Source organism: Vibrio crassostreae 9ZC13 (genome assembly GCF_000272045.2).
Classification (GTDB): domain Bacteria; phylum Pseudomonadota; class Gammaproteobacteria; order Enterobacterales; family Vibrionaceae; genus Vibrio; species Vibrio crassostreae_C.
In genome coordinates this window covers 1968474-1990917 of record NZ_AJYZ02000019.1, presented here as the reverse complement: position 1 = coordinate 1990917, position 22444 = coordinate 1968474, and the positions used below count along the sequence as shown (strand labels likewise).

Here is a 22444-nt window from a genome sequence, read left to right as displayed (position 1 = left end):
CTTCTTTAATTTTAGTTTTGGGCAGATGTTAAAAATTGCTATTTGCGAAGTAAGACATACACTTTGAGCAATAATATTGCCAAACTAAATTCAATATTGATGGATTATGCCAATGGACGAGATCGACAAGAAAATACTGGCTGAACTGCAAAACAACGCTCGGCTGTCTAATCAAGAGTTGGCCGATCGAGTAGCACTGTCGCCCTCTCCTTGCTTACGCCGAGTTCGAGCATTAGAGAAACAAGGGATAATTCGTGGTTACCACGCCAGTGTCGACCAAGAAGCGTGTGGCCTGCCAGTCAATGTGTTTGTGTTGGTGAAACTTGAAAAGCCGACAGAAGAGAACATGCGAGACTTTGAGCAGCACATTGAAGTGATTGACGAGGTGTTAGAGTGTTTTCTGATGACGGGCAATCACGACTACCTATTGCATGTAGTCAGTGAATCGCTAAAAAGCTACGAGCAGTTCATCCGTAAACAACTAACTCGCCTGCCTAATATTGCTTCTATTGAATCCAGCTTCGCCTTCGGTCAGGTAAAAACTAAGACCAAGTTGCCAGTGAGGTAATTAGAAACGACTTAATTTGTCTGTGCTGAAGGCATTGGATAATCATCTCCAATCATACAGATAAGAGCGCCACCAAAAGCTTTTTCGTAACGTATTTTTCCTGTCGCATCTGAGCTTTCTATACTCGAACTGCCGTCCACAATCTTATTAATTTCTTGTGCGACTTTTGTTGGTACCAACCAGATACAAGCTGCAACAGAGCAAGTGGATGATGACGATTCGCAACCTGTCTCGGAGCTTCCTCTTATCCAAAGACTATCCTTTTCCTTAAGCAGTAATTGCGTTGCTATGTAATCTGGGTGGTCGATGTACTGATCGCCACCTATCCATGTATCTTCATAAGGTAGGTACGGCCCTTTCCATGTGGATAAGCCCGGATTTGCAATTAAGTGATTGATGTTTAAGTAGCCGAAGTTCGTATCGGTATCGGAAGCAATAGGAGGCAGAGAGCCATTATCACGAGAATATTGCTCAGCGGCATCCAAAACAGTATTCAGCTGGCCGATTAGAAATTTTGCCTCGTCGACACGGGACATACGGTTCCCGAACTGGTTGTAGATAAAAAAAGCGGCAATGAGCATCAGTAAGCCAAACGTTACAAGTTTCCATTTTTTTATCTGACGCAAAAGTTTCAACATCTATTCTTATCTCTCATCAAGAAGGTTTTGATAACGCTATGGCGGCCCCTAAGGACAAGATTATACCAGAGTAAAATCAATCGTTTTGCATTGAAACGTACTTGTCCATATCTGCGGTAAATAGGCCTAGCTCTGATGTGCCCAACTTCGATTTAGAGCCTCCCTAAAAACAAACAATCATCACACCCGACTTCACTGACTTAATCACTTACATCAACCTCGTGTTGATTGATTCAGTAAAACAAACCAAAGCGATGGGAATCGATTCGAAGTGATCGTTTTATCGGACTGTCATCTAATTTTTGTACTTTGATATAACAAATAGCTCAAAAGATACTGAGCGATCGTTCAATTACAATGAAATTTCCACTATAGTTGATTGGTCAAACAACTCACAACAAGGAAAAGTTATGAATCCAAATACCGAATCGCAATCAACGCCGACTCGATCTATCCCTCAAGAAGCATTTGATTGGTACGACGAATATGCACACGGCCTGATTGATCGCAGAGAGTTTATGGCTCGTCTATCTGGGCTAGCTGTACTTGGCTTAACCATGACGACGCTAACTTCTGCACTGATTCCTAATTATGCGCAGGCAGAGCAAGTCTCTTTCAATGACCCTTCCATCAAAGCAACCTACGAGAAGTTTCCTTCACCTAAAGGACACGGCGAAGGCTATGGTTACTTGGTTGTACCCAAAGAGTTAGAGGGCAATGCGCCTGTTGTATTGGTCATTCATGAAAATAGAGGCCTCAATCCATACATAAAGGATGTGGCAAGACGACTCGCAGCGGCGGGGTTTATTGCGTTTGCACCTGATGCACTCTATTCGCTTGGCGGGTATCCAGGTAATGATGATGAAGGTCGAACGATGCAGAAGTCGCTATCAAAAGAGAAAATCGAAGAAGACTTTATCGCAGCGGCAAACTTCTTGAAGTCCCATGAAAAAAGTAACGGTAAGCTAGGCGCAGTCGGTTTCTGCTTCGGTGGCTATATCGTGAATATGTTGGCCGCTGTCATGCCAGAGCAACTCGATGCAGGCGTTCCATTTTATGGTACTCCTGCCGCACCAGATTTAAGAAAAAATGTAAAAGGCCCCTTGCTCATCCAATTTGCGGGAATCGATAAACGCGTGAATGCGACTTGGCCAGATTATGAAGCCGAACTCAAAGAGAACGAAGCAGACTACACAGCTTACATCTATGACGGCGTGAACCATGGCTTCCATAACGATTCAACTGGCCGCTATGCTGAAGAAGAAGCAGAGTTAGCTTGGAAACGTACACTTGAGTTCTTTAACCAAAAGCTTTCTTAATAGTTAGCTTTACTGAACCCGTTTTCTTTAGATTCCGAGTGACTGCCCTATTCCCTAAAAAACCCAAAAGGCCTCGCACTCGCGAGGCCTTTGTTGGTCGGTAATCAGTTCCTCCCTTTTCCCATTACCAACAATAGGTTTGAGATGTAAACCAAGGGGGTTAGAAGGGGATTGTCGGTCGAGTCTCACGTACAGAAACCTCGTTGATTCACTGACTTAACCGCTCATCAATGTAACTTCGCTTCAAACAAACCTATTGACCCGATCGCGCAAATAGATAATATAGATAGCTAGACGTCTACATGTCTTTTATTTATTAAATGGAGTTATCATGAACAGCTACAAAAAAATCACAGCATCCCTGTTGGCATTAGCTTTCGTATTCGGTGTAACAGGATGTGGAAAAAAAGACGAGGCTGTCATCAAGATTGGGGCGACAGTTGGCCCACATGCACAAGTTGTACAAGCTGTTGCCAAAGAAGCAGCAAAGCAAGGGATAAACATTGAACTCGTCGAGTTCTCAGACTATATCACCCCTAACGCAGCATTAGATGATGGAAGTATCCAACTGAACAGTTACCAGCATCAGCCATTCCTCGATAACTTTAATGCCAATCACGATAGCCAGTTAGTTTCTATCGGACGTTCAATTTTGATGCGTATGGGCGTTTACTCGAACAAGTACACTTCGCTTGATTCTATTCCCGAAAACGCTCGAATCGCGATTCCAAACGATCCAACGAATGGCGGGCGTGGACTATTACTGCTTGAAGATGCAGGGCTGATCTCATTAAAAGACAACGCTGGTTTCAACGCGTCTTTAAACGATATTGTTAGCAACCCGAAGAACATTCGATTTGTTGAAGTGGATGCCGCGCAGCTACCCCGCTCTCTTGACGATGTAGATGCTGCTGCAATCACCATGAACTATGTAATGTCGGCTGGACTCGACCCTAAGAAACAAGGCATTTACTTAGAGAAAAAAGACGCACCTTTAGCAGTGATGGTTGTTGCGGCGCGAGAAGAAGACAAAAATAATGAAACGTATAAAAAGATTATCTCAATTTACCACTCACAAGAGATCAATGACTTTTTAGACAGCACTTTCAAAGGCACCATCGAAGCCGCAAATTAAGCTAAATCGTTTCAGATTTGGCGTTGCATGATACTCATAAAGCCACGCCAGATTTGAGTTGGCGGCTTGTCGTTGACGCATTCCAGCTTCTTTTCAAATTAGAGAGCAAAGCTTTAGTTACTTGAATGGAGGTTGAAAACCATATCGTCAGAGCAGATTATGTAAGCATAAAATTCAATTAAATCTGGGGGCTTTGCATGAAAAAAGAAGTGATACTTTTTGATATAAACGAAACGGTTTTAAATTTGGAGTCATTACAGCCTAAATTTAAAGCGGTGTTTGGAAAGGAGGATGCATTATCACTTTGGTTTTCAAAGCTTTTACACTCTTCAACGGTTTGCATCGCAACAAACGTAAAATCTACTTTTTCTGAATTAGCGAATGCAGCGCTCAACGCTATTGCACAACGGTACAAGTGTGATTTAACGGCGGAAAGCAAAGGTGCCTTGTTAACTTCTTTTGCCAATCTACCACCGCACACAGATATCAAAGCGTCTTTGCTCAAATTGCGCGAGAACGGGTTTAAAACCGTCGCTTTTTCCAACTCATCCCTCGATCTCATCACTTCTCAAATCAAGAACTCAGGCTTAGAAGATTATTTCGACACCGTCATTTCCGTTGAAGAAACAGGCAGTTTCAAACCCAATTCAGATGTGTATAACTTTGCAGCCGAAACTTTAAAAGAGCCTGTCGAAAACCTTCGTCTTGTCGCTACTCATGATTGGGACACTCATGGTGCGCTATCCGCTGGCTTACAAGCAGCCTATATAGACCGAACAGGAGTTGAGTATCATTCCTTGTATTTGAAACCGGAGATTAGCTCAAGGACGATGAATGGTGTGGTGGAACAAATAATTAAGCACAATTTAGACAAGTAAAATCTCAAGAGACTTTTCTACTCCTGATTCGATACAACCACCCTGTAGTGGTCAACAAATTCCGGACACTGACTTAACCGCTTTGATCAACCTTGTGTTGAACTGCTCTGGTTATAGAGACGCTGTCGGTTACCTAAAAACTGCAGTTACCTAGCAACAAATATAAGCTAGAAACTACTGTAAGAATGAGGAACGCATTTTTCTTCATCCCAGCCTAATAGCTCAATATTGATCAATGACTTGCGCTTCTCATTACACAGTGAAGCGATATTGATGATAGGCAGTTGGCTACGAAATTGCGCGGTGAGTATCACCTTTTTACTTTCACTAAGGCTACTTCGACATTGCGACAAAATCGCTTCAGTATCTAGCTGGTGTGCGTTCTCGATAATTTGGATATCAGCGTTCTCTTGATAGCAATCTATCAACCAAGATACAGCAGGCTCTTCTATGCTGGTGAGCACGATGACATCTTTTGTTGTGACCAATTCTTTGAGTTCAGATAGTTTGAGTTCAGTTTCCATAGTTACCCTCATTCAGCAGCAAATACATTAAAGTCGATTGCCCAGTTTAGCCTGTGCTAAGTGGTAGCCTCTGTCGATCATCTCTTGTGAGCGATCAAACTCTAGGGTGCCACAAGCATTGCGTGGGATCTCAAGCGTGATATCGGCGGGGTAAGCGGCCAACTTTTGGCGAGCAATGGTCGATTGCATCGCATCAAATGCTTGGTTGGCAATATCGTAAAAAGCAAAGTTGAAGCTCATTTTGCTTTTTACACTGCTACCGAGGTTATCGATAAAATGCACAACCTTCTCATGCAGGTTGCTCTCTTTTGTTGGCAGGGAAACCGGTATCACTTCCTGTTTAACCATTTCAGGTTCACCACCTAAATTCACAGCCAGTGTAAAGTCTGTATTATCACCAAAGGTAGGCGCAATCGGTACGGGATTAAGAACGCCGCCATCAATCAGCACTTCTCCATTGATAACGTGAGGGGTCAAGAACAGTGGCAAAGAGATAGAGGCGCGAATGGCATCAAACAGAGAACCTGATTGCAGCCAAACCTCTTTTTCATCGGCGACGTTAGCGGCAACTGCGGTATAAGGGATGGGCAGATCTTCAATTGAAATCTCGCCGATCAGTCCACGCAGAGTGTCGATGATCTTGTCCCCTTTGAACATACCACTCGACTGCCATGAAAAGTCCAACAACATCGCCATATCACCTTGATCGATACTGGTGACCCACTCTTCAAATTCATCCAACTTGCCCGCAGCGTAGACACCACCGATAAGTGCGCCAATTGAACAGCCAGAAATGGATTTTATCTGATAGCCATGCTCAATTAACCGGCGGATGACTCCAACGTGAACCAAGCCTCTTGCGCCACCACTGCCAAGTACCAATGAGATCGTTTTTGCCATCATATTAATCCTTTAGTTTTAAATTCTAGGTGGGCTAACTCGCCGATTTACCAATTCGCCGATCTCAACTCACTGAATCACTCTCAGTCCATACGGGTAATGAAGGTTTGCTCGTCATCGACAAAAGCCACGTAGTCGCCGTGATAGATAAAAACCCGACCACGCCCTTCAACGATACACGCAAGCTGTGGGTTCAAATCTTCTTCAATATCTCTACTTTGAAAAGTGCCGGTATCGGTGATCACACCGCGGAGTTTAGGCAAAAATCCATAACTGCGTTTGGCTTGATCAATCAGGCTCAACTCGCTGGCGGTAGAAAAGCAAGCTGGGATTGGGCCTGCATCTTCGATAAACATAGTTTTCAGTTCTTCAAAGGCTGTAATTACCAGCCAGTCGATGCCATTTACGTGATGGATAAACATTGTTTATAAATACCTAGTTTCTCGATAACTCTAATGCGGAGATTCTATCACTATCAAGTGCAGAACGTGGGAGAAATTAAGGGACTACAAATAACCAGACACATACTATCTACAGGGTCTAATACTAGTCGTCCGACTCTACGACTAATGTCTAACCGACTGAGTCTATTTGTTTTTTTTGGTTTGGTATAAGGTACTAACAACTAAATGTTAATGAGTTTTTAATTATAAGTTGACGCATTGTTTGCACTTCATACCGTGAGTCAACAACGTTTGTTGGAATAACACACCTAAGAGTGTGAACGAAAGGAATCAAAATGAGCACTACTTTAGAGTCCGCACATATACAAACAGAGAAGCCTCAAGCCAATGAGGATGAACTCACCTATGAACAACAACATAAACCAAGCTCAGAGTTTGAATCCCGAGAACAGTATCTAGAACACGAATTGCAAATCATGTCGCCTAAGCGCTGGCGTCCAAATTTGCCGTTTAAAGATTATCGATTTGAGATAGAAGACACCATCCCAGCGATGGCGGCGACCATTGGTAAAGTGGTTATGGTGGGCGCGATTGCAGCCACCTTTGCTGGGGCTCTCGGATTAAATGAAGACTTCATTCTAGAAAACGTTCGTTATGAACTGCTCATCGCCTCTGTTTTCATTATTATTTTCTCTGGCTTTTTATTGCCGACTGCAAACCTCGCAGGGACCCACGGCCCACTTATCCCTTTGATTCCGATTGTGGTTGCAGCAGGTGGACACCCGATGGCGTTTGGCCTGTTGATTGGCGCTTTTGGCCTCATCTTAGCCATCAGTAAAGGTGGCAGCATGTTGGCCAACCTCACCAGTAAAGGCGTGTGTGGCGGCTTATTGCTCTACCTCGGCTTTGTTGGAACCGCCTCTCAAGTGAAAAAGCTTTTCGCTTGGGCTGAAGGAATCGGTATGAGCCACATCGCGTTTGTGGTGATCTTTTGCACCATTATCTTGTACGCGCTACTGGAACACTTCCGCAAACGTTGGTTAGCAGTACCTCTTAGCTGCTTGTTGGGTGGTACGATTGCATTTGCCATGGGTGCCCCATTTGCTTTCCACACAGAGCCAGGCTTACCTAACATGAACCCTATGTATTGGTGGGGAGAAGATACAGGTTGGATGTTAGGCCTACCAACGATTGAGCACTTCATGGTGGTATTGCCGTTTGCAATTTTGGCTGTCGCTATGTGGTCTCCAGATTTCTTAGGGCATCAAGTATTCCAAAAGATCAGCTACCCAGAGCGTACCGAAAAAGTACACATGAACATCGACGACACCATGACCACGGCTTCAATTCGTCAAACGTTCGGTTCTCTACTTGGCGGTACTAACTTTACGTCCTCATGGGGTACTTACATCGTACCGGCGGCGATTGCTAAACGCCCTATTCCTGCGGGCGCTTTGCTCACAGCTCTGTTCTGTATCATCGCCGCAGTTTGGGGTTACCCGATGGATTTAGCTATCTGGCAACCTGTACTGTGTGTGGCGCTGATTGTTGGGGTATTTGTTCCATTGCTAGAAGCTGGCATGGAAATGACGCGTGAAGGGAAAACCACCCAATCGGCCGCGATTGTTGTGTTCTCTTCAGCGCTCGTTAACCCTGCATTTGGCTGGGCTCTCACCATGCTGTTGGATAATTTAGGCTTAGTCGGTTGTAAAGAACGTAGTAGTGAACTGAGTAAAATGAGCCGCTGGGTATTGCCTGGCATTATGTTTATTGTGCTAAGTGGTGTGATGGCGCTGGTTGGCCTTCTACCGGGCATACCAGCGATTATCCCGAGCTTTCGCTAGGCTCGATTAATATTGAGTTTCAGTAAGAACGCAAAAAGGCCTCGCAATCGCGAGGCCTTGTTTTATCTATCAAACCAGTGAGATAAATGAGTATCGCTATTGTTTCTGTAGCTTATCGAATCCATTAATTCGCTGATGAAGCTGCGTTCCCATAGTCAACGAAACCAACAGACTAATCAAAGCAATCACTGCTCCAGAAACAAACACCCATTGATAACCAGACATCCAGATGATTCCCAACAGAAATGGTAGGAACACCGCTGCAATATGGTTGATGGTGAATGACAAACTCGCCGTTGAAGCCACTTCATCTTCCCGAATTGTCTTTTTAAAGTAGGTGTTCAAAGCGATCGCAAAACTAAAAATGATACTGTCGACAACATACAACCCCGCTGCCGCATAATGATCATCCACAAATGCGTAAGATAGGAACACCAACACTAACGCGGCATACTCAATGATCAAAGCTAGCCTCTCTCCGACTCGGTCGATAAATCTCCCAACATAAGGTAGAGCAAGAGTTGCTGCTAAGCTGGATACCATAAATAAAGCGGCCATCATCGCAATCGTATAGTGGAACTTGGTCACCATCAGTAAGCCAGCAAATGCCACAAAGATCTGTCTTCTTGCTCCACTCAAAAAGGTAAGAATGTAATAGGTCGTGTATTCACGTCGGACAATGAGTTTAGTGTGTTGTTTAACCTCTGTATGAGTATTTTTAAACGTGACCAAGTACACCGCTAGCCAGAAACATATTGCTCCACAAGTAAAGAAAATATCCTTATCTGAAACGTCAAAAAGATAGCTCGCGACCATAATGCATAGAAAAGTCACCATCGAGAAGAATGAGGCGGCAGAGCGAATCTTTCCCATTGATTCACTAAAGTTCTCAGTCGCTAACAACTGTGTTGAGAGTGATTTGTTCACCGCTTCTAAATAATGGAAACCAATAGACATGATCGTCGTGCTGAAATAGAAGCCATAAATCGAAGGCAGATACCCCGTTACTGCAACACCTAGCCCTAATGTTGCAACCGACAGTACCGCGACTCTTTGTTCTGAAGCGATGAACAACAGAAACAAAACAGTAAATGAGAGCAAGCCTGGTATTTCCCTAACACTCTGCAATACACCCACATCAGCCCCGGTCATGCCAACAGTGTCGACAGCAAAGTTATTCATCACGACTCGCCATCCCGTATTCGCTATCACTGACGCGATAGCGATGATAACCAACATCGCGAATGAGCTCCGCGATGTTAAAAGCCTAAGCCAGAGAGTCATTTAAGCCGCCGATTCTAAAAGAAAGTCTTGAATATGATCGCGCATGAATAAAGCCGTTCTTAGTTTTCCGTTCATATTCAGATCCTCAAAAATAATGGAATGTTCTGGGTTTGGTAACGATATGCAACTAAGACAAAGAACACAGCGACAATACAATCGGCTAACGAATTGTTACACGATCATTTTTAGAATGTTATTTCTTGAGATTGGTAAGTATTCAGAGAGCTTTTACTTCTTTGAGAAATTCATTGGAGATTATTATTTGTCGCTGACGATGATGTACAAATCAGGTCTGTACCAGTTAGATTGAATAACAAGCAAAACGAAACCACGGACTTGTCGCTGTTAATGAAATTCTCATTGAGCACGGGTACTGACTAATTTTCATAGGCTGAATATTATCCGTGGCGCTTTCTAGCTCCATAACATTTCTACAACAAGTCAGTTTTCTGTTGTTTCGTGTTAGTACTAGCCAAAGTAGATATTTAGCTACACTTCGCGTTGAGTAGAAGTAACAATATTTTATACATGTTGGCCAGTAGTGTGTGACTATGCATGGACCAACGTCTTGAGAGAAAGGTCACGAGAGTTGCGTTACGGTGGGCAAACTAGCAATAGTTTAGTGTGCTCTGTCACTTAGGTTTCATCAAAATTATAGTTGAGCTATCTCAAGAAATGATTAATAGGAGCATATTTCGGCGAGTTAAGAGTTAAATTTCCCAAGATAAGGGGTGGTGCTAATTTGCAATACAGTGCATATATCCTAAGATTGAAATGTCAGTTGTATCATTGCTAATGCTTTATTCTAAATACAGTAGTGATTAGATATTCAAGATTAATTTTGATTAAAGGAATATCAAAATGCTAGATACTATTAAATTTACTCTTATATTCATGACTTTAATTTTAGTTGGATGTAGTACAGACCCAACTAAGGAACAAGTCAAAGAACAAGTCGAAGAACAAGTTAACCTGGTGAAGCAAGATGACTTGCTAACAGATTATCAGACAGATGCTATAGGTGTGATTTCTAAATGGCAACCCAACACCTACTATGCGAGGCTTTATGTAGAGCCATTTGGAATGATTTCCGGTATCCAAAATTGTCAAAACATGTCCAAGTTAGTAAAGGGGCTAAAGTCATATTTTGGTGTGGACGATGCTGTAGGTTTTTTCGTTACAGCAGATATAAATGACAATACTTCAGCTATTGCAAACAATATTTTACTAGTTAGTTATTCAATTGATGAGTTGAACCATAAAGGGACACATTGTAACTCAGAAACTTTCAAGGGATATTTAAGTCCTTACTTCAAGGTTAATTCCACATCAGACATTAGCATTACTTACAAAATAAATTATATTACTGAAGGTGACATAAAAGTTTTAAAAAAACTAAAGGAACGTACGGTTAATATTATCGAATATTTTTCTCCAAAAAGTGTGGGGGTATTAACATCTAGTGTTTTTGATTCAGTAATCAATCCCATAGACAGTTCGATAGAGGATTCTTTAAACATAAGTGCAAAAGATATACTTGTTAGTCACTTCAAGGTAAATACAGCAGTTGGCGAAAAGAGATATGATGGAGCGGTATTGGATTTTGGGCCGATATTCCCTGACAAGTATGATATATCAAGAGGGATAGGTATAGATGTACACCTTGTTTACTATAATTCTGTAGTGGGAATAGGGGCGAAAGACATCATTTACGAGGATGACCCTATTCAATTATTGTCATCTCTAAAAGATAGCCATAATAAAAACACAAGTGTATACAAATTAATTAAAAATGATGATATCAAGGGTATAGCTTCTAGTTCTTTAAAGGCATACAAAGATTCTGATGAAAAGCAATTACTTTCTAAGGTATGTCAAAATATAAAGAGTTATACTTCAGATGATTTGGGCTTGACGAGCGATGACGCTCTATCGATAAGGTGGGCTATATTAACAGAGTTTTCTAATTATAATAATATAGCGGAGATTCGAAGTGAAGACTGTTTTCGCAAGTCTGAGCTTGAAATGTTGACTAGGTTAAACAGAAATTATTATTTTTCATCAATTCCAGAACTGAAAGGTAATTATGTACAAAATGTCACAGAAATACTAGGGAAAACAGTTACATATGACATAGAAGACAATGTTAAATACTACGACATGGACAACCTAAAATTATTCATAAAATTGAGTGAACCGTTACCTGCCGATATAGCTCAACAACTTGGTTTAGATAACAAAAGTGAGTTTACTAATGGAGTATTTGGAGGAGAGCAAGCATTAATTGCTTTTAAAAATATACTTAAAAGGGCTAGGTGTGGAAGGCTGACTAATACAAGCCCACACACAGATGTTGCCTTTGTAGGATTGCTAGAAACCAATGCATCAAAACCATTATATGTTTTAGGTGGAGTAAATATCACACCTTATGGAGAGAAATACAAAATTAATACTATTCATATCGCAGATAGAGACCTTATCAGGCAGTATATCTCACCTACAGATAATTGGCCTACGGGACAGTTAAAAGGGCTTTGTCCAACAAAAGAGGAAGTTGATCTGATATCTGGCTATACAGTAATTGCCAACAAATAAGGAAATTGACGATGAATCTATTAAATAAATTAACTAGCTTTCTTGTGTTAGTGATGATGTTTTCACCTATTGTAAACGCTTCATGTGGGGACGGATGTGTAAAGCAATCAAATGGTACATGTGTTTGCCCTGCGCCAAAGCCTAAGCCATAATGGACAAAGAGTTTAGTGAAATATTTTGACCTGAATACTGTGTGTCGATTTAGATAATTACTAGTAAATTGACATACAGTTTCCTATATTCATTAACCGAAAACGTTTATATTCGTTACATGAACGTTATTGAGGACCTCAATCTCGAAATAGTCCTCTTATCCCGTAGTGACAAAGTTAATTTGGCCGCAAAATTGAGAATTGGGCACTACCTCTATTAATACGCTAAACTTTATTAATCACGTCGATAACACATCTCTGTGCAACTCCGTTTTCGTAGCCTACTATTTGACTTCCCAATTACCAAAAGACCTTGCACACGCAAGGCCTTGTTTTACTGAGTTCCAACGAACGAGCAGCTAGCAATTTACGATGGTAAACCAAATTAACTAGAGAGCCATTCATCCAACACTTTGATGAATTTAGGGTTGATGAGATAACCGATGGAAGCATGTGGATTGCTTTTCCCGTTGCGAATATTGAGGTTGTAGATCGGGTGGATGTCTTTCATTCCGCTGGGTATCAGATCCAGTTTGAGCATACCTTTAAAGTCATTTCTAATTTTGCTGTCATGAGAGATAAAGTCATCTTCTGCCGATATGTTTATCCATTGCTGAATGTTTAACGGGTACTTCTTCTCATCTTTCAAGCGGCTCCCTTTAAGCCTGTCTTTTACGTTTTCATCGCCTAACGGTGATCCGAGCGTAAGCAATAAATTGACCTTCTTATTCGCACCATAGTCGTGTCTATACTCTCCGTAATGAGACAGCTTCCATAACACGTCATAACTGATCATCGACCCAAGGCTATGCGATACAATCATCACATCATCCTGATTATCAAGCGCTTCCTTCAGTTCAACCATTAGCCTGTGCCTGACATCGCTACCAAAATAGGTATCTTCATACCAATAATGCGCCATGTCCGGCGCGACCTTTGTTATAAGTGTCTCAGCCACACCCAGCTTTCCAAATATTGATGAAAAAGTATCTGCTAACGCCTCTTTCAGAAAACCAATTTTAGATACCTTGTTATACGTTGTTTTATTGAACTGGCTTGTCTTGTACTTTTTGAGTTCAGACAACGCTTGTTGTCGACTTGCAGGGTCTTCCGTTGGTTTCTCTAACAATGTATTTGATAGTTCACCGTAATAGACAAACTGTTTATCGACATCTTTAAAAGCTTGTAACGAACTTGAGTCTCCACAATCTCGCTGCAAGCCATGTTCTATAGCCTCGTACCAAAGTGATTGAAGTGTAGTGGATGATTGATTTTGGCCCGCAGATTAGAGGTTTTGCAATACTTCAGGTAATTCGTGAAAAGCTAATTTAGGATAATCACTGCAAACTTTTGTCCATTTCCTTCCAACTACAATCGTGATGACCAAATTAAAAAGGAGGTCATCATGGTAGTTTTCAACAAAACGAAACGAAGTGGCGTCAAAAAGCCTTTTCGGCTTGAGGAAATTTGGCGGATCAGAACCAGATTAGAAATTGAAAATAATTTGATGCAGCTTGCGTTGCTCAACTTAGCTATTGATAGCAAACTTAGAGCAAGTGAATTGCTCGTTCTCAGAGTTTGCGATGTATCTTCGCAAGATAGGATATTTAACCGCGTTAAGCATATCCAGCGCAAAACAGATATTGAAGTTCAATTTGAGATAACGACAAGAACTCAACAGAGTCTAATGAAATGGATTTTGATGGCTTCGCTACATGACAGCAATTTTATTTTCCCAAGCCAAAGGCGAAAGCAACAACCGATTAGCTATTCGTACTATCGATACTTAGTGAGGAGATGGGCTTCTAATCTGGGGTTGGAACCTAACTTGTATGGCACTCACTCGATGAGGCGAACAAAAGCGACGTTAGTCTACGCAAAAACGAAAAATATCCGAGCGGTGCAGCTACTACTTGGTCATACCAAGGTAGATAATACAATCCGCTATCTTGGGGTTGAATTAGAAGATGCATTGTTGCTTTCAGAAGGTACTGAGTGTTAATCGAAAAGGAACCTAAATACTTAGGTGTTTCAATTGCTATTACGCTGAAAGTTGTTACCCATTCACCGCTACACTTGATTATTTTCAATACGTTAAGTGCAAATACTACTAATCTGCCCAAGGTTTAGAGGACCTTGAACAGATTAGGTATACACAAGCTTAAATTAAACGTTGGAACGCGCGTTTTTCTTCTTTGATTTATAGGCTTTCATTGAAATTTTTAAAGCAAGCTGTTTTTGTTTAATTGAAATGAGTTGTCTAGTTACGACCTTATGGTGTAACTCTGTGATAAAGTTTTTTTCCCAAGGCGTAAGGCGGTCAAACCTCAATAAAATAGTGTCATTGAGTACATTGAACAACTCGTATTGGCTTTTATCCATTCGACTGCTAAGCATTCAATTAGAGCACTTAGCTAGAGAAATGACGTTAAGGCTTTCTACTTTCTCATTTTTTCCTAAGGTAATGATTCGATAAGAGAGCCCACTCTCTAATAGTGGTCTTATTTCGATGTTGTCACAAAAACTAACGGCGGCTTTTTCTACTAAGCGGTCCATATTCAAAGTTTTCTTTTTTACGAAAACAAGAGTGACACTATCGCCCTCTGACTGTGCATTTACGAGTGTGATTGAGCCTAACTCTTGTGGAAGTTGGCTTGAAATAACTGTCGCTCTATAATCGGCAAGTCCATTAGATTTTATTGGGCTTATCTGACAACCGTTAAGCATGACACTGACGAAGAGAATTACAGTTGTTCGTAGCATTATGTGCTCCTTCTTCCTTTCTTCTCCCTTTAGGTGCCTTAAAATATTTATGGATATAACGTGAAGATATAGAAGATAAGAGCGCACTGTAATCTAAACTGAATGTGACTTTTTCCCCTACAAATAGTGGTTTCTGTGAGGATTCAAGGACAAGATGATCACTGGTTGAAGACATGATCTTAATCCCATTCGGAGCCTTAAGCCCGCTGACACAAACATCTTGGCGGCCTAATGCTAGAATAGCTTGTGAGACCTCCCCTCTATCTTGAAGGTTTTCTTTTTCACCAAAAGCATTTAACCCCCGACTCCCCCAAGGCAAAGTCGGTTTAGTCTTGGATTCAATCACTTCAGCGGTCAAAGAAACCGCATCCGTATGTAAGCCTTTGATATTTTCGTGCTCTAAAGGCTCACAGCCTAAAAAAATGGCTTCTCCTATACGAAGGTGATTGACTCGAGTTAAGCCTGTTCTCTGAAGAGCCCAGTTAACTGAAGCAGAATTACCCCCTGAAATAATTTCTAGACTGACCCCAAATGTAGCTTCAATTCCATCGGCAAGCTCAGAAAGAATACTCATATTTTGATCATCTGGAGCGACACCATACCGACAGGCTAAATTCGTACCAATTCCTTTTATCGTGATGTTTGGTAAAGAAATAATCTCTCGGATAAAATCAATCACGCGATTTGGCATCACACCTTCTCTTAGATCGCCAAGCTCAACCATAATAATGATACCGTGACAGCAATTTTGTTGTTCCGCTGCATGTGAAAGCCTCTGAATCACTTCAACTTCAGAGTTTAAACTCATATCACTGTATTTTATTACGCTCGCCACTTGACTGAGCATGGGTGTACGTATCAGCATTTTAGGGATAGCAATGCCAGATTCAGTCATCTTTTGAAGATTTTCGATTCTTGAATCGGCTAACATTGTCGCGCCAGCATCAATAAGAACTTGTGCGATGATAGGGTGGCCGAGGAAGGCTTTTGTTACAGGCGTAACGGATATATTTTTCAGTGAGAGCTGAGAAATCAGGAACTGAGCGTTATGATGAACTTTCCCACAATCGATGTCTAACCTAGGGTAGTTCACCCTTTTTCGGCCAGTTTACTTGCTATTATAGGAAAGGCTGACGTTACGATGTGCAGTAGATGTTCAACAGGCTGTGACAAGACATCAGTAACCGGTAAACCAAATTCGGTAGTGTAAGTGTCTATCGCACAACGTGTTTCATCCAACGACATATCTTCATGATTCAGTGTTAGTCCAATAACATTGGTATTAGAAAACGTTTCGATAAGATTGATTTCTGAGGCAATCGAAGGCATTGGGCAATCAGGAAAATCACTACGATATAAACGTTTAGGGGCATGTTGCAGTATCACACCCGTTGGACAACTGCCACGTAAGATAAAAGCGCTGGTTGAAAACGCAGGGTGACTCAAGGCTCCTTGCCCTTCAATAATAATCAGATCCGGATTTTCTTTTTCATAGGCCTGTACAATGACAGATTCCAACTCACCGGCACAAAATTGTGAAGGAACAGCATCGAGTGCAACGCAGTATTGTGCGCCCTGCATAATGCCTGTTTGACCAGTGGCAATCAGAACGACGTTAAGGCCTTTTTTAGTCAGTTCATTCGCCAATATTGTTGCTGTTGTTCGTTTTCCTAGCGCGCAATCCGTCCCCATTACAGCAATTCTCGGGCATTTAACGTTGTGTATTTTCCCGCTAAACGTTTTCAGTTCGCCTTTATTTTTGGGTTTGCGAGTATCGAATATTCGAACGTTATTCTTTAAGCTGGCTTCTAAAAATAGAGGATCATCGGTTAGGAATTCATGTAAGCCATTTACGATGTTCATTCCTAGTGACATGGCATTTAAAATGATGCTTTTATCTAAGTCAGATAAAAAGCCACTTGATGGCGCAATGCCAAAAATGAAGTAATCAGGAATGCTTTCTGCGTGAATGATAGCTTCTTCAGCATTAGCAAGGATAGGTATTCCATTGGCTTTGTTATCAAGAACTTCACCAGCATCTAAGCCAGCAGACTCACTATCAATAACTGATAGAATACGATAGCTTAACGAATGTCTCACTAATCCATTAGCGGTTTTACCATCAATTTTACCAAAATTACCTTCGCAATATATAATCGCAGAAGGGATGACTGGTTTTACTTTCTGAGCAAGTGGTAACCAAGGAGCTATATGGGGGACGTTGTTGGTATCTACATTTTCAATTCTAGAGAGTCTGAATATATTTCTTAACTTTTCGGTTGAGATGGACATAATTAAAGCCTGCAGTATGGCTTAGGAGGGCGACTAAGGAGTGCCGAGTTGCGAGTTCGGAAAAGAAAAGAAGTCCCTACTAAGCGGTAGGGATAACAACCAAGGTAACACACTCACCAGACTTTTGTTGGTTATTATTAATACGCTTTCTGAGTCTATTACTTTCAGACTTCGCCCATACTAGCGTAATTGATTAGATAGCTAATACTCATTGTTCAACGTCGCCGTATCAAACTCGCAGCTTTACGGTTTCAAGGTACTTTTTCTAATATCAGTTAAGTGAATTAGAGTTTTGAGTATAACGCGTTTATGCCCAATAATGAGTTAGTATCCGCATCCATCTCCAAAACAAAAAAGGCCTCGCAATTGCGAGGCCTTTGGTTTTCTATCTATCAGAAGAGATTAGTCGCGAAGTGCTGCGCCGAATTTCTCTGAGATTGAAGCTACGATAGCATCTACTGAACCAGCGATGTCTGCATCTTCAAGTGTGCGCTCTACAGACTGTAGGCTAAGTGCGATTGCTAGGCTCTTCTTACCTTCTTCAACGCCTTGACCAACGTATACGTCGAACAGTTTAGCGCCTGTTAGGAATTCGCCACCAGCAGCGATACACGCTTCTACGATGTCGCCAGAAGCAACTGCTTCGTCAACAACAACGGCGATATCACGACGGTTTGCAGGGAACTTAGATACGGCTACTGCTTCTGGAAGCACGCGAGTGTTGATAGCTGCCCATTCGATTTCGAATACGATAGTGCGGCCGTTAAGACCAAACTTACGCTCTAGTTCTGGGTGAACAGTACCAATGATACCCACTTCTTTGCCGTCTACTACGATAGCCGCAGTTTGACCTGGGTGAAGTGCTGGGTGCTTCGCAGCTTTGAAGCTGTATGCGATTTCGTTTGCAGAAAGCTCAAGAACGGCTTCTAGGTCACCTTTAAGATCGAAGAAATCGACAGTGTTCGTTGCAATGTCCCAGTGCTCTTCGCCACGAGTACCAGAGATAACGCCCGCAAGCATCATTTCTTGGCGCATGCCGTTTTCAGCCGTTGCTTCAGGGATGAAACGTAGGCCTGATTCGAATAGACGAACGCGAGACTGTTGACGCTTCTGGTTGTGAACCACTGTGTTTAGAAGACCTTGGATTAGGCCAAGACGCATTGCTGACATGTCCGCAGAGATTGGGAATGGCAGGATTAGCGGCTCAACACCAGGTACAACAAGTTTTTGCTGTTCTGGTTCTACGAAGCTGTATGTGATTGCTTCGTGGTAGCCACGGTCTACAAGAAGGTCACGAACGCGCTTAAGCGGTTGGTCAGCTTCTTTGTGGTCATTCATTTTAAGTGCCGCTTTAGGCGCTTGGTTTGGAATGTTATCGTAACCGTAGATACGACCTACTTCTTCAATTAGGTCTTGCTCGATTGCGATATCAAAACGCCAAGATGGAGACGTTGCCGTCCAGCCAGCGTCTGTCGTTTCAACGTTACAACCTAGGCGAGTAAGAATTTCCACTACGTCTGTAGATGGGATTTCGTGACCTAGTAGGCTATCTAGCTTAGCGCGACGTAGAGCAACTACGTTTGCTTTAGGAAGATCAGCTTCAGATTCGCTGCCGTTTACTGGCGCAACTTCACCACCACAGATTTCAACTAGAAGCTGTGTTGCACGCTCCATAGCTGCTGCTTGTAGCGTTGAATCAACACCACGTTCGAAACGTAGAGAAGAATCAGTGTGAAGGCCGTAAGCACGTGCGCGACCACGGATATGATCCGGTGCGAAGAATGCTGCTTCAAGAAGTACGTCTGTTGTTTCAGTCGTAACACCTGAATCTTGACCGCCAAAGATACCAGCGATTGCTAGTGCTTTGTTGTGGTCTGCGATAACAAGTGTGTTGCTGTTTAGTTCAGCTTCGTTGCCATCTAGAAGTGTTAGTTTCTCGCCCTGCTCTGCTAGACGAACCACGATGCCGCCTTCGATCTTAGCGAGATCAAATGCGTGCATTGGTTGGCCTTGCTCTAGCATCACGTAGTTTGTGATGTCTACAACTGGGTCGATTGAACGGATACCACAACGACGCAGTTTTTCTTGCATCCAGATTGGAGATTCCGCTTTCACGTTTACGTTCTTAACCACACGGCCAAGGTAACGTGGACAAGCATCAGTAGCTTTGATTTCAACAGATACTGTGTCTTCAATGCTTGTTGCAACAGCTTCAACTGCTGGCTCTGTAACGTCTGCGCGGTTTAGTACGCCAACTTCACGAGCAAGGCCACGGATGCTGAAGCAGTCTGCGCGGTTTGCTGTTAGGTCTACGTCGATAGTTACGTCGTTAAGCTCTAGAAGCTCACGAACGTCCATACCTAGCGTTGTACCTTCTGGCAGCTCAAGGATGCCGTCAGACTCTACGTCGATACCTAGCTCAGAGAAAGAACAAAGCATGCCGTGCGATGGAACGCCACGTAGTTTTGCTTTCTTGATTTTGAAGTCACCAGGAAGCACTGCGCCAACTGTTGCTACTGCTACAGTTAGGCCAAGACGACAGTTAGATGCACCACAAACGATGTCTAAAAGCTCTTCTTCGCCGATATCAATTTTTGTAACTTGTAGTTTGTCTGCGTCTGGGTGCTGACCGCACTCAACCACTTTACCTACTTTAACGCCGGTGAAAACACCCGCAACAGGTTCTACATCGTCAACTTCCAAACCAGCCATAGTGATTTGGTGAGCTAGCTCTTCGCTGTTAATTGCAGGTTTAACCCACTCGCGTAGCCAAGATTCACTGAATTTCATAGTTTTGACTGCCCCGGATTACTTGAATTGTTTAAGGAAACGAAGGTCGTTCTCGAAGAACGCACGAAGGTCATTTACGCCGTAACGAAGCATCGTTAGACGCTCTACACCCATACCGAATGCAAAACCAGAGTATTTCTCAGGGTCGATGCCAACAGAGCGAAGTACGTTAGGGTGAACCATGCCACAGCCTAGAACTTCTAGCCATTTGCCATCTTTACGTTTCACGTCAACTTCAGCTGAAGGCTCTGTGAACGGGAAGAATGAAGGACGGAAACGCACTTCAACTTCTTCTTCAAAGAAGTTACAAAGGAAATCGTTAAGAATGCCTTTAAGTTGTGCGAAGTTTACGTTCTCATCAACTAACATACCTTCCACTTGGTGGAACATTGGCGTGTGAGTTTGATCGTAGTCGTTACGGTAAACACGACCCGGAGCAATGAAGCGGAATGGCGGTTTGCCGTTTTCCATCGTACGGATTTGAACACCAGAAGTGTGCGTACGTAGCATTAGATCAGGGTTGAAGAAGAAAGTATCGTGATCAGTACGAGCTGGGTGATCGTCTGCGATGTTTAGTGCATCAAAGTTGTGGAATGCATCTTCGATCTCAGGGCCAGACTCAGTGCTAAAGCCAAGCTCACCAAAGAACTGTTCGATACGCTCAACAGTGCGAGTAACTGGGTGAAGACCACCGTTCTCAATGCGACGACCTGGTAGGCTCACATCGATAGTTTCTTCAGCTAGTTTCGCTTCAAGCTCTGCACGTTGTAGTGCGTCTTTGCGAGCTGCGATCGCTTGTTGAACAGCACCTTTCGCTTTGTTGATCTCTTGACCAGCAGTGCGACGCTCTTCAGGTGGAAGTTTACCTAGGCTTTGTAGTTGAAGAGTTAGTTCACCCTTCTTACCTAAATACTGAACTCGCACTTCATCAAGTGCGACTAACGAATCTGCTGTATCAATAGCAGTCGTTGCATTAGCAATGATCTCTTCTAGATGTTGCATCATTTCCTCATCTACCAGTTGGTAGTGTCCGTATCGGATGATTAGTTTTTTTAGATAGCTACACATAGTAATCAAACACGCAACCAATGCCAAATTGAATCGCTAAAAGAACAAGTTATTGCCTAAAAACACGGCAAATTTAACAGGATATTAATGAGGAGTAGGAAGAAGTGGAACAATTACAGGTTCCACTTCTTAATTTGGAAATGACCTGAAGGCTAGATCTGAATAGAACAAACGCTGTTTTTGCCTGCGTTTTTCGCTAAATAGACGGACTCATCGGCGGCTTTAATCAATTCGTTCATGGTTTCGAATTCTTGGGTCATTTCAGCGACACCGACACTAATACTGCCAATCCAAACTTGATGACTGGTTTCAACCTCTAATTCAGACACTTTCTGTCGAGCGGTTTCCGCGATGTACATCCCACCTTTAAGGTCGGTGTTTGGGCAAATAACCAAGAACTCATCGCCACCTAACCGGCAAACAATATCATCATTACGGAACGTGTTTTTCAGTTCACGCGAGAGGGTTTGTAGCACCAAGTCGCCTGCATCATGGCCGCTGGTGTCATTAATGCGCTTGAAGTGGTCGGCATCAATCATAATACACACTAAAGGCATGCCCAGTTCTTTGGAGTCTTGCCAATGCAGCGCTAACTGTTTAAAAGCACTACGACGGTTATGCAAATTAGTAAGAGAGTCGGTTAATGACAGTTCTTCAAGTCTCTTATTCGCTCGTTTTAATTCTGCCGTACGTTCCTCAACTTTATCTTCGAGTAACTGGTTGAAGCGTAACAACTGTTTGTTTCGTTCAGAGACTTGTTCAAACAGGCCGTTAAGCGCAGCCAACAGCGGGACAGTCGCAGAATCTTGCTGCTTTTCTTCCGCTTCAAAGGCTTGCAGAGGTGTCGCGCCCTCTTCTATCGCGGTCATTTGTCGCGCCATGTTTTGGTCGATGCCGAGGATGTGGTAAGCAAGCCAGTGGATCAATAAATCAAGTAACTGCCGTGCTGACGACTGATCTTCTTCCATGATGAAAGCTTGCATACTGTAGATATCTTGCATAAATACACGATGCACTTTGATATGCTCTTCAATGTGTCGCTCATACACACCGCAATCTCTCATCAAAGATTCTTCTTCTTTAAAGTGAAATTCGGCATAGCATGTGAGATCGAGTAAAGCGACGTTTATGTCGTCGATAGAGATAGTGTTCTCTGACAACAGATTTCCGTAGTGGTTGATAATACCAACAAGATATTGATGCTGTTCATCTACAACACCAATGCCTGTTTCAAAGTTTTTATCCCAATTAAATGAATTCATAAATCCCTTAAGGCCGATACCACCAGCA

Annotated in this window: 19 protein-coding genes and 1 pseudogene; 7 read left to right on the top strand and 13 right to left on the bottom strand. The window is 42.5% G+C overall.

Going from position 1 to position 22444, the window contains the following annotated elements; all coding sequences use genetic code 11:
- Nucleotides 1-112 precede the first annotated feature (112 nt).
- Nucleotides 113-568, top strand: coding sequence for an Lrp/AsnC family transcriptional regulator (locus A136_RS09970; RefSeq protein ID WP_017059083.1), 456 nt, complete (start codon nucleotides 113-115; stop codon nucleotides 566-568).
- Between the two features lie 11 nt (nucleotides 569-579).
- On the opposite strand, the gene A136_RS09965 is transcribed toward A136_RS09970, so the two are convergent.
- Nucleotides 580-1206, bottom strand: a complete 627-nt coding sequence (locus A136_RS09965; protein ID WP_017065460.1) for a hypothetical protein — start codon at nucleotides 1204-1206, stop codon at nucleotides 580-582.
- A 410-nt stretch (nucleotides 1207-1616) separates the two neighbouring features.
- Between A136_RS09965 and A136_RS09960 the strand changes: the two genes are divergently transcribed.
- The 3 genes from A136_RS09960 to A136_RS09950 all read left to right on the top strand — a co-directional run bounded on the left by A136_RS09960 (nucleotide 1617) and on the right by A136_RS09950 (nucleotide 4538).
- Nucleotides 1617-2525: a dienelactone hydrolase family protein gene (locus tag A136_RS09960; RefSeq protein WP_017059076.1), complete on the top strand. Its 909-nt coding sequence runs from the start codon at nucleotides 1617-1619 to the stop codon at nucleotides 2523-2525.
- A gap of 331 nt (nucleotides 2526-2856) precedes the next feature.
- Entirely contained in the window at nucleotides 2857-3660 is an 804-nt protein-coding gene (locus A136_RS09955; protein ID WP_017059075.1) for a MetQ/NlpA family ABC transporter substrate-binding protein, read from the top strand.
- 197 nt (nucleotides 3661-3857) lie between these two features.
- Nucleotides 3858-4538 (top strand): haloacid dehalogenase type II, encoded by a 681-nt coding sequence (locus A136_RS09950; protein ID WP_017065459.1) that lies wholly within the window; start codon nucleotides 3858-3860, stop codon nucleotides 4536-4538.
- A gap of 167 nt (nucleotides 4539-4705) precedes the next feature.
- Here the strand turns inward: A136_RS09950 and A136_RS09945 are convergent, their stop codons facing one another.
- The 3 genes from A136_RS09945 to A136_RS09935 all read right to left on the bottom strand — a co-directional run bounded on the left by A136_RS09945 (nucleotide 4706) and on the right by A136_RS09935 (nucleotide 6384).
- Nucleotides 4706-5074, bottom strand: a complete 369-nt coding sequence (locus A136_RS09945) for a hypothetical protein (protein WP_032546914.1) — start codon at nucleotides 5072-5074, stop codon at nucleotides 4706-4708.
- A 15-nt stretch (nucleotides 5075-5089) separates the two neighbouring features.
- Nucleotides 5090-5962, bottom strand: a complete 873-nt coding sequence (locus A136_RS09940) for a patatin-like phospholipase family protein (protein WP_017065457.1) — start codon at nucleotides 5960-5962, stop codon at nucleotides 5090-5092.
- Nucleotides 5963-6045: 83 nt separating this feature from the next.
- Complete coding sequence (locus A136_RS09935; protein ID WP_017059071.1) at nucleotides 6046-6384, bottom strand: hypothetical protein; 339 nt, start codon at nucleotides 6382-6384, stop codon at nucleotides 6046-6048.
- A 317-nt stretch (nucleotides 6385-6701) separates the two neighbouring features.
- On the opposite strand from A136_RS09935, the gene A136_RS09930 reads away from it, so the two are divergent.
- Complete coding sequence (locus A136_RS09930; RefSeq protein WP_017065456.1) at nucleotides 6702-8210, top strand: DUF3360 domain-containing protein; 1509 nt, start codon at nucleotides 6702-6704, stop codon at nucleotides 8208-8210.
- Nucleotides 8211-8306: 96 nt separating this feature from the next.
- On the opposite strand, the gene A136_RS09925 is transcribed toward A136_RS09930, so the two are convergent.
- Complete coding sequence (locus A136_RS09925) at nucleotides 8307-9449, bottom strand: MFS transporter (protein ID WP_032546913.1); 1143 nt, start codon at nucleotides 9447-9449, stop codon at nucleotides 8307-8309.
- A gap of 906 nt (nucleotides 9450-10355) precedes the next feature.
- Here A136_RS09925 and A136_RS09915 point away from each other — a divergent pair.
- The gene (locus tag A136_RS09915) at nucleotides 10356-12089 is read left to right on the top strand and encodes a hypothetical protein (RefSeq protein WP_017065453.1); all 1734 of its coding nucleotides are present in this window, start codon (nucleotides 10356-10358) and stop codon (nucleotides 12087-12089) included.
- Between the two features lie 537 nt (nucleotides 12090-12626).
- Here A136_RS09915 and A136_RS09910 read toward each other — a convergent pair.
- Nucleotides 12627-13493, bottom strand: a pseudogene (locus A136_RS09910) (hypothetical protein); the annotation flags it as partial.
- Nucleotides 13494-13646: 153 nt separating this feature from the next.
- Between A136_RS09910 and A136_RS09905 the strand changes: the two are divergent.
- A complete protein-coding gene (locus A136_RS09905; RefSeq protein ID WP_017065451.1) occupies nucleotides 13647-14243 on the top strand; it encodes a tyrosine-type recombinase/integrase in 597 nt (198 codons plus the stop codon).
- Between the two features lie 164 nt (nucleotides 14244-14407).
- Here the strand turns inward: A136_RS09905 and A136_RS09900 are convergent, their stop codons facing one another.
- The 7 genes from A136_RS09900 to A136_RS09870 all read right to left on the bottom strand — a co-directional run bounded on the left by A136_RS09900 (nucleotide 14408) and on the right by A136_RS09870 (nucleotide 22416).
- A complete protein-coding gene (locus A136_RS09900) occupies nucleotides 14408-14638 on the bottom strand; it encodes a hypothetical protein (RefSeq protein WP_004735670.1) in 231 nt (76 codons plus the stop codon).
- On the bottom strand, nucleotides 14639-15004 hold the full coding sequence (gspS2, locus tag A136_RS09895) for a type II secretion system pilot lipoprotein GspS-beta (protein ID WP_017065450.1): 366 nt from the start codon (nucleotides 15002-15004) through the stop codon (nucleotides 14639-14641).
- Nucleotides 14961-16097, bottom strand: a complete 1137-nt coding sequence (locus A136_RS09890; protein WP_017065449.1) for an alanine/ornithine racemase family PLP-dependent enzyme — start codon at nucleotides 16095-16097, stop codon at nucleotides 14961-14963. Before A136_RS09890 ends, gspS2 begins: the two co-directional genes overlap by 44 nt.
- Nucleotides 16094-17296, bottom strand: a complete 1203-nt coding sequence (locus tag A136_RS09885; protein WP_017065448.1) for a DUF1611 domain-containing protein — start codon at nucleotides 17294-17296, stop codon at nucleotides 16094-16096. Before A136_RS09885 ends, A136_RS09890 begins: the two co-directional genes overlap by 4 nt.
- 402 nt (nucleotides 17297-17698) lie before the next feature.
- Nucleotides 17699-20086 carry a phenylalanine--tRNA ligase subunit beta gene (pheT, locus tag A136_RS09880; protein ID WP_017065447.1) on the bottom strand — a complete coding sequence of 796 codons (2388 nt, stop codon included), beginning with the start codon at nucleotides 20084-20086 and terminating at the stop codon, nucleotides 17699-17701.
- Nucleotides 20087-20104: 18 nt separating this feature from the next.
- Nucleotides 20105-21088 (bottom strand): phenylalanine--tRNA ligase subunit alpha, encoded by a 984-nt coding sequence (gene pheS, locus A136_RS09875; protein WP_004734764.1) that lies wholly within the window; start codon nucleotides 21086-21088, stop codon nucleotides 20105-20107.
- Between the two features lie 218 nt (nucleotides 21089-21306).
- Nucleotides 21307-22416 (bottom strand): GGDEF domain-containing protein, encoded by a 1110-nt coding sequence (locus A136_RS09870; RefSeq protein WP_029235308.1) that lies wholly within the window; start codon nucleotides 22414-22416, stop codon nucleotides 21307-21309.
- Nucleotides 22417-22444: the final 28 nt, after the last annotated feature.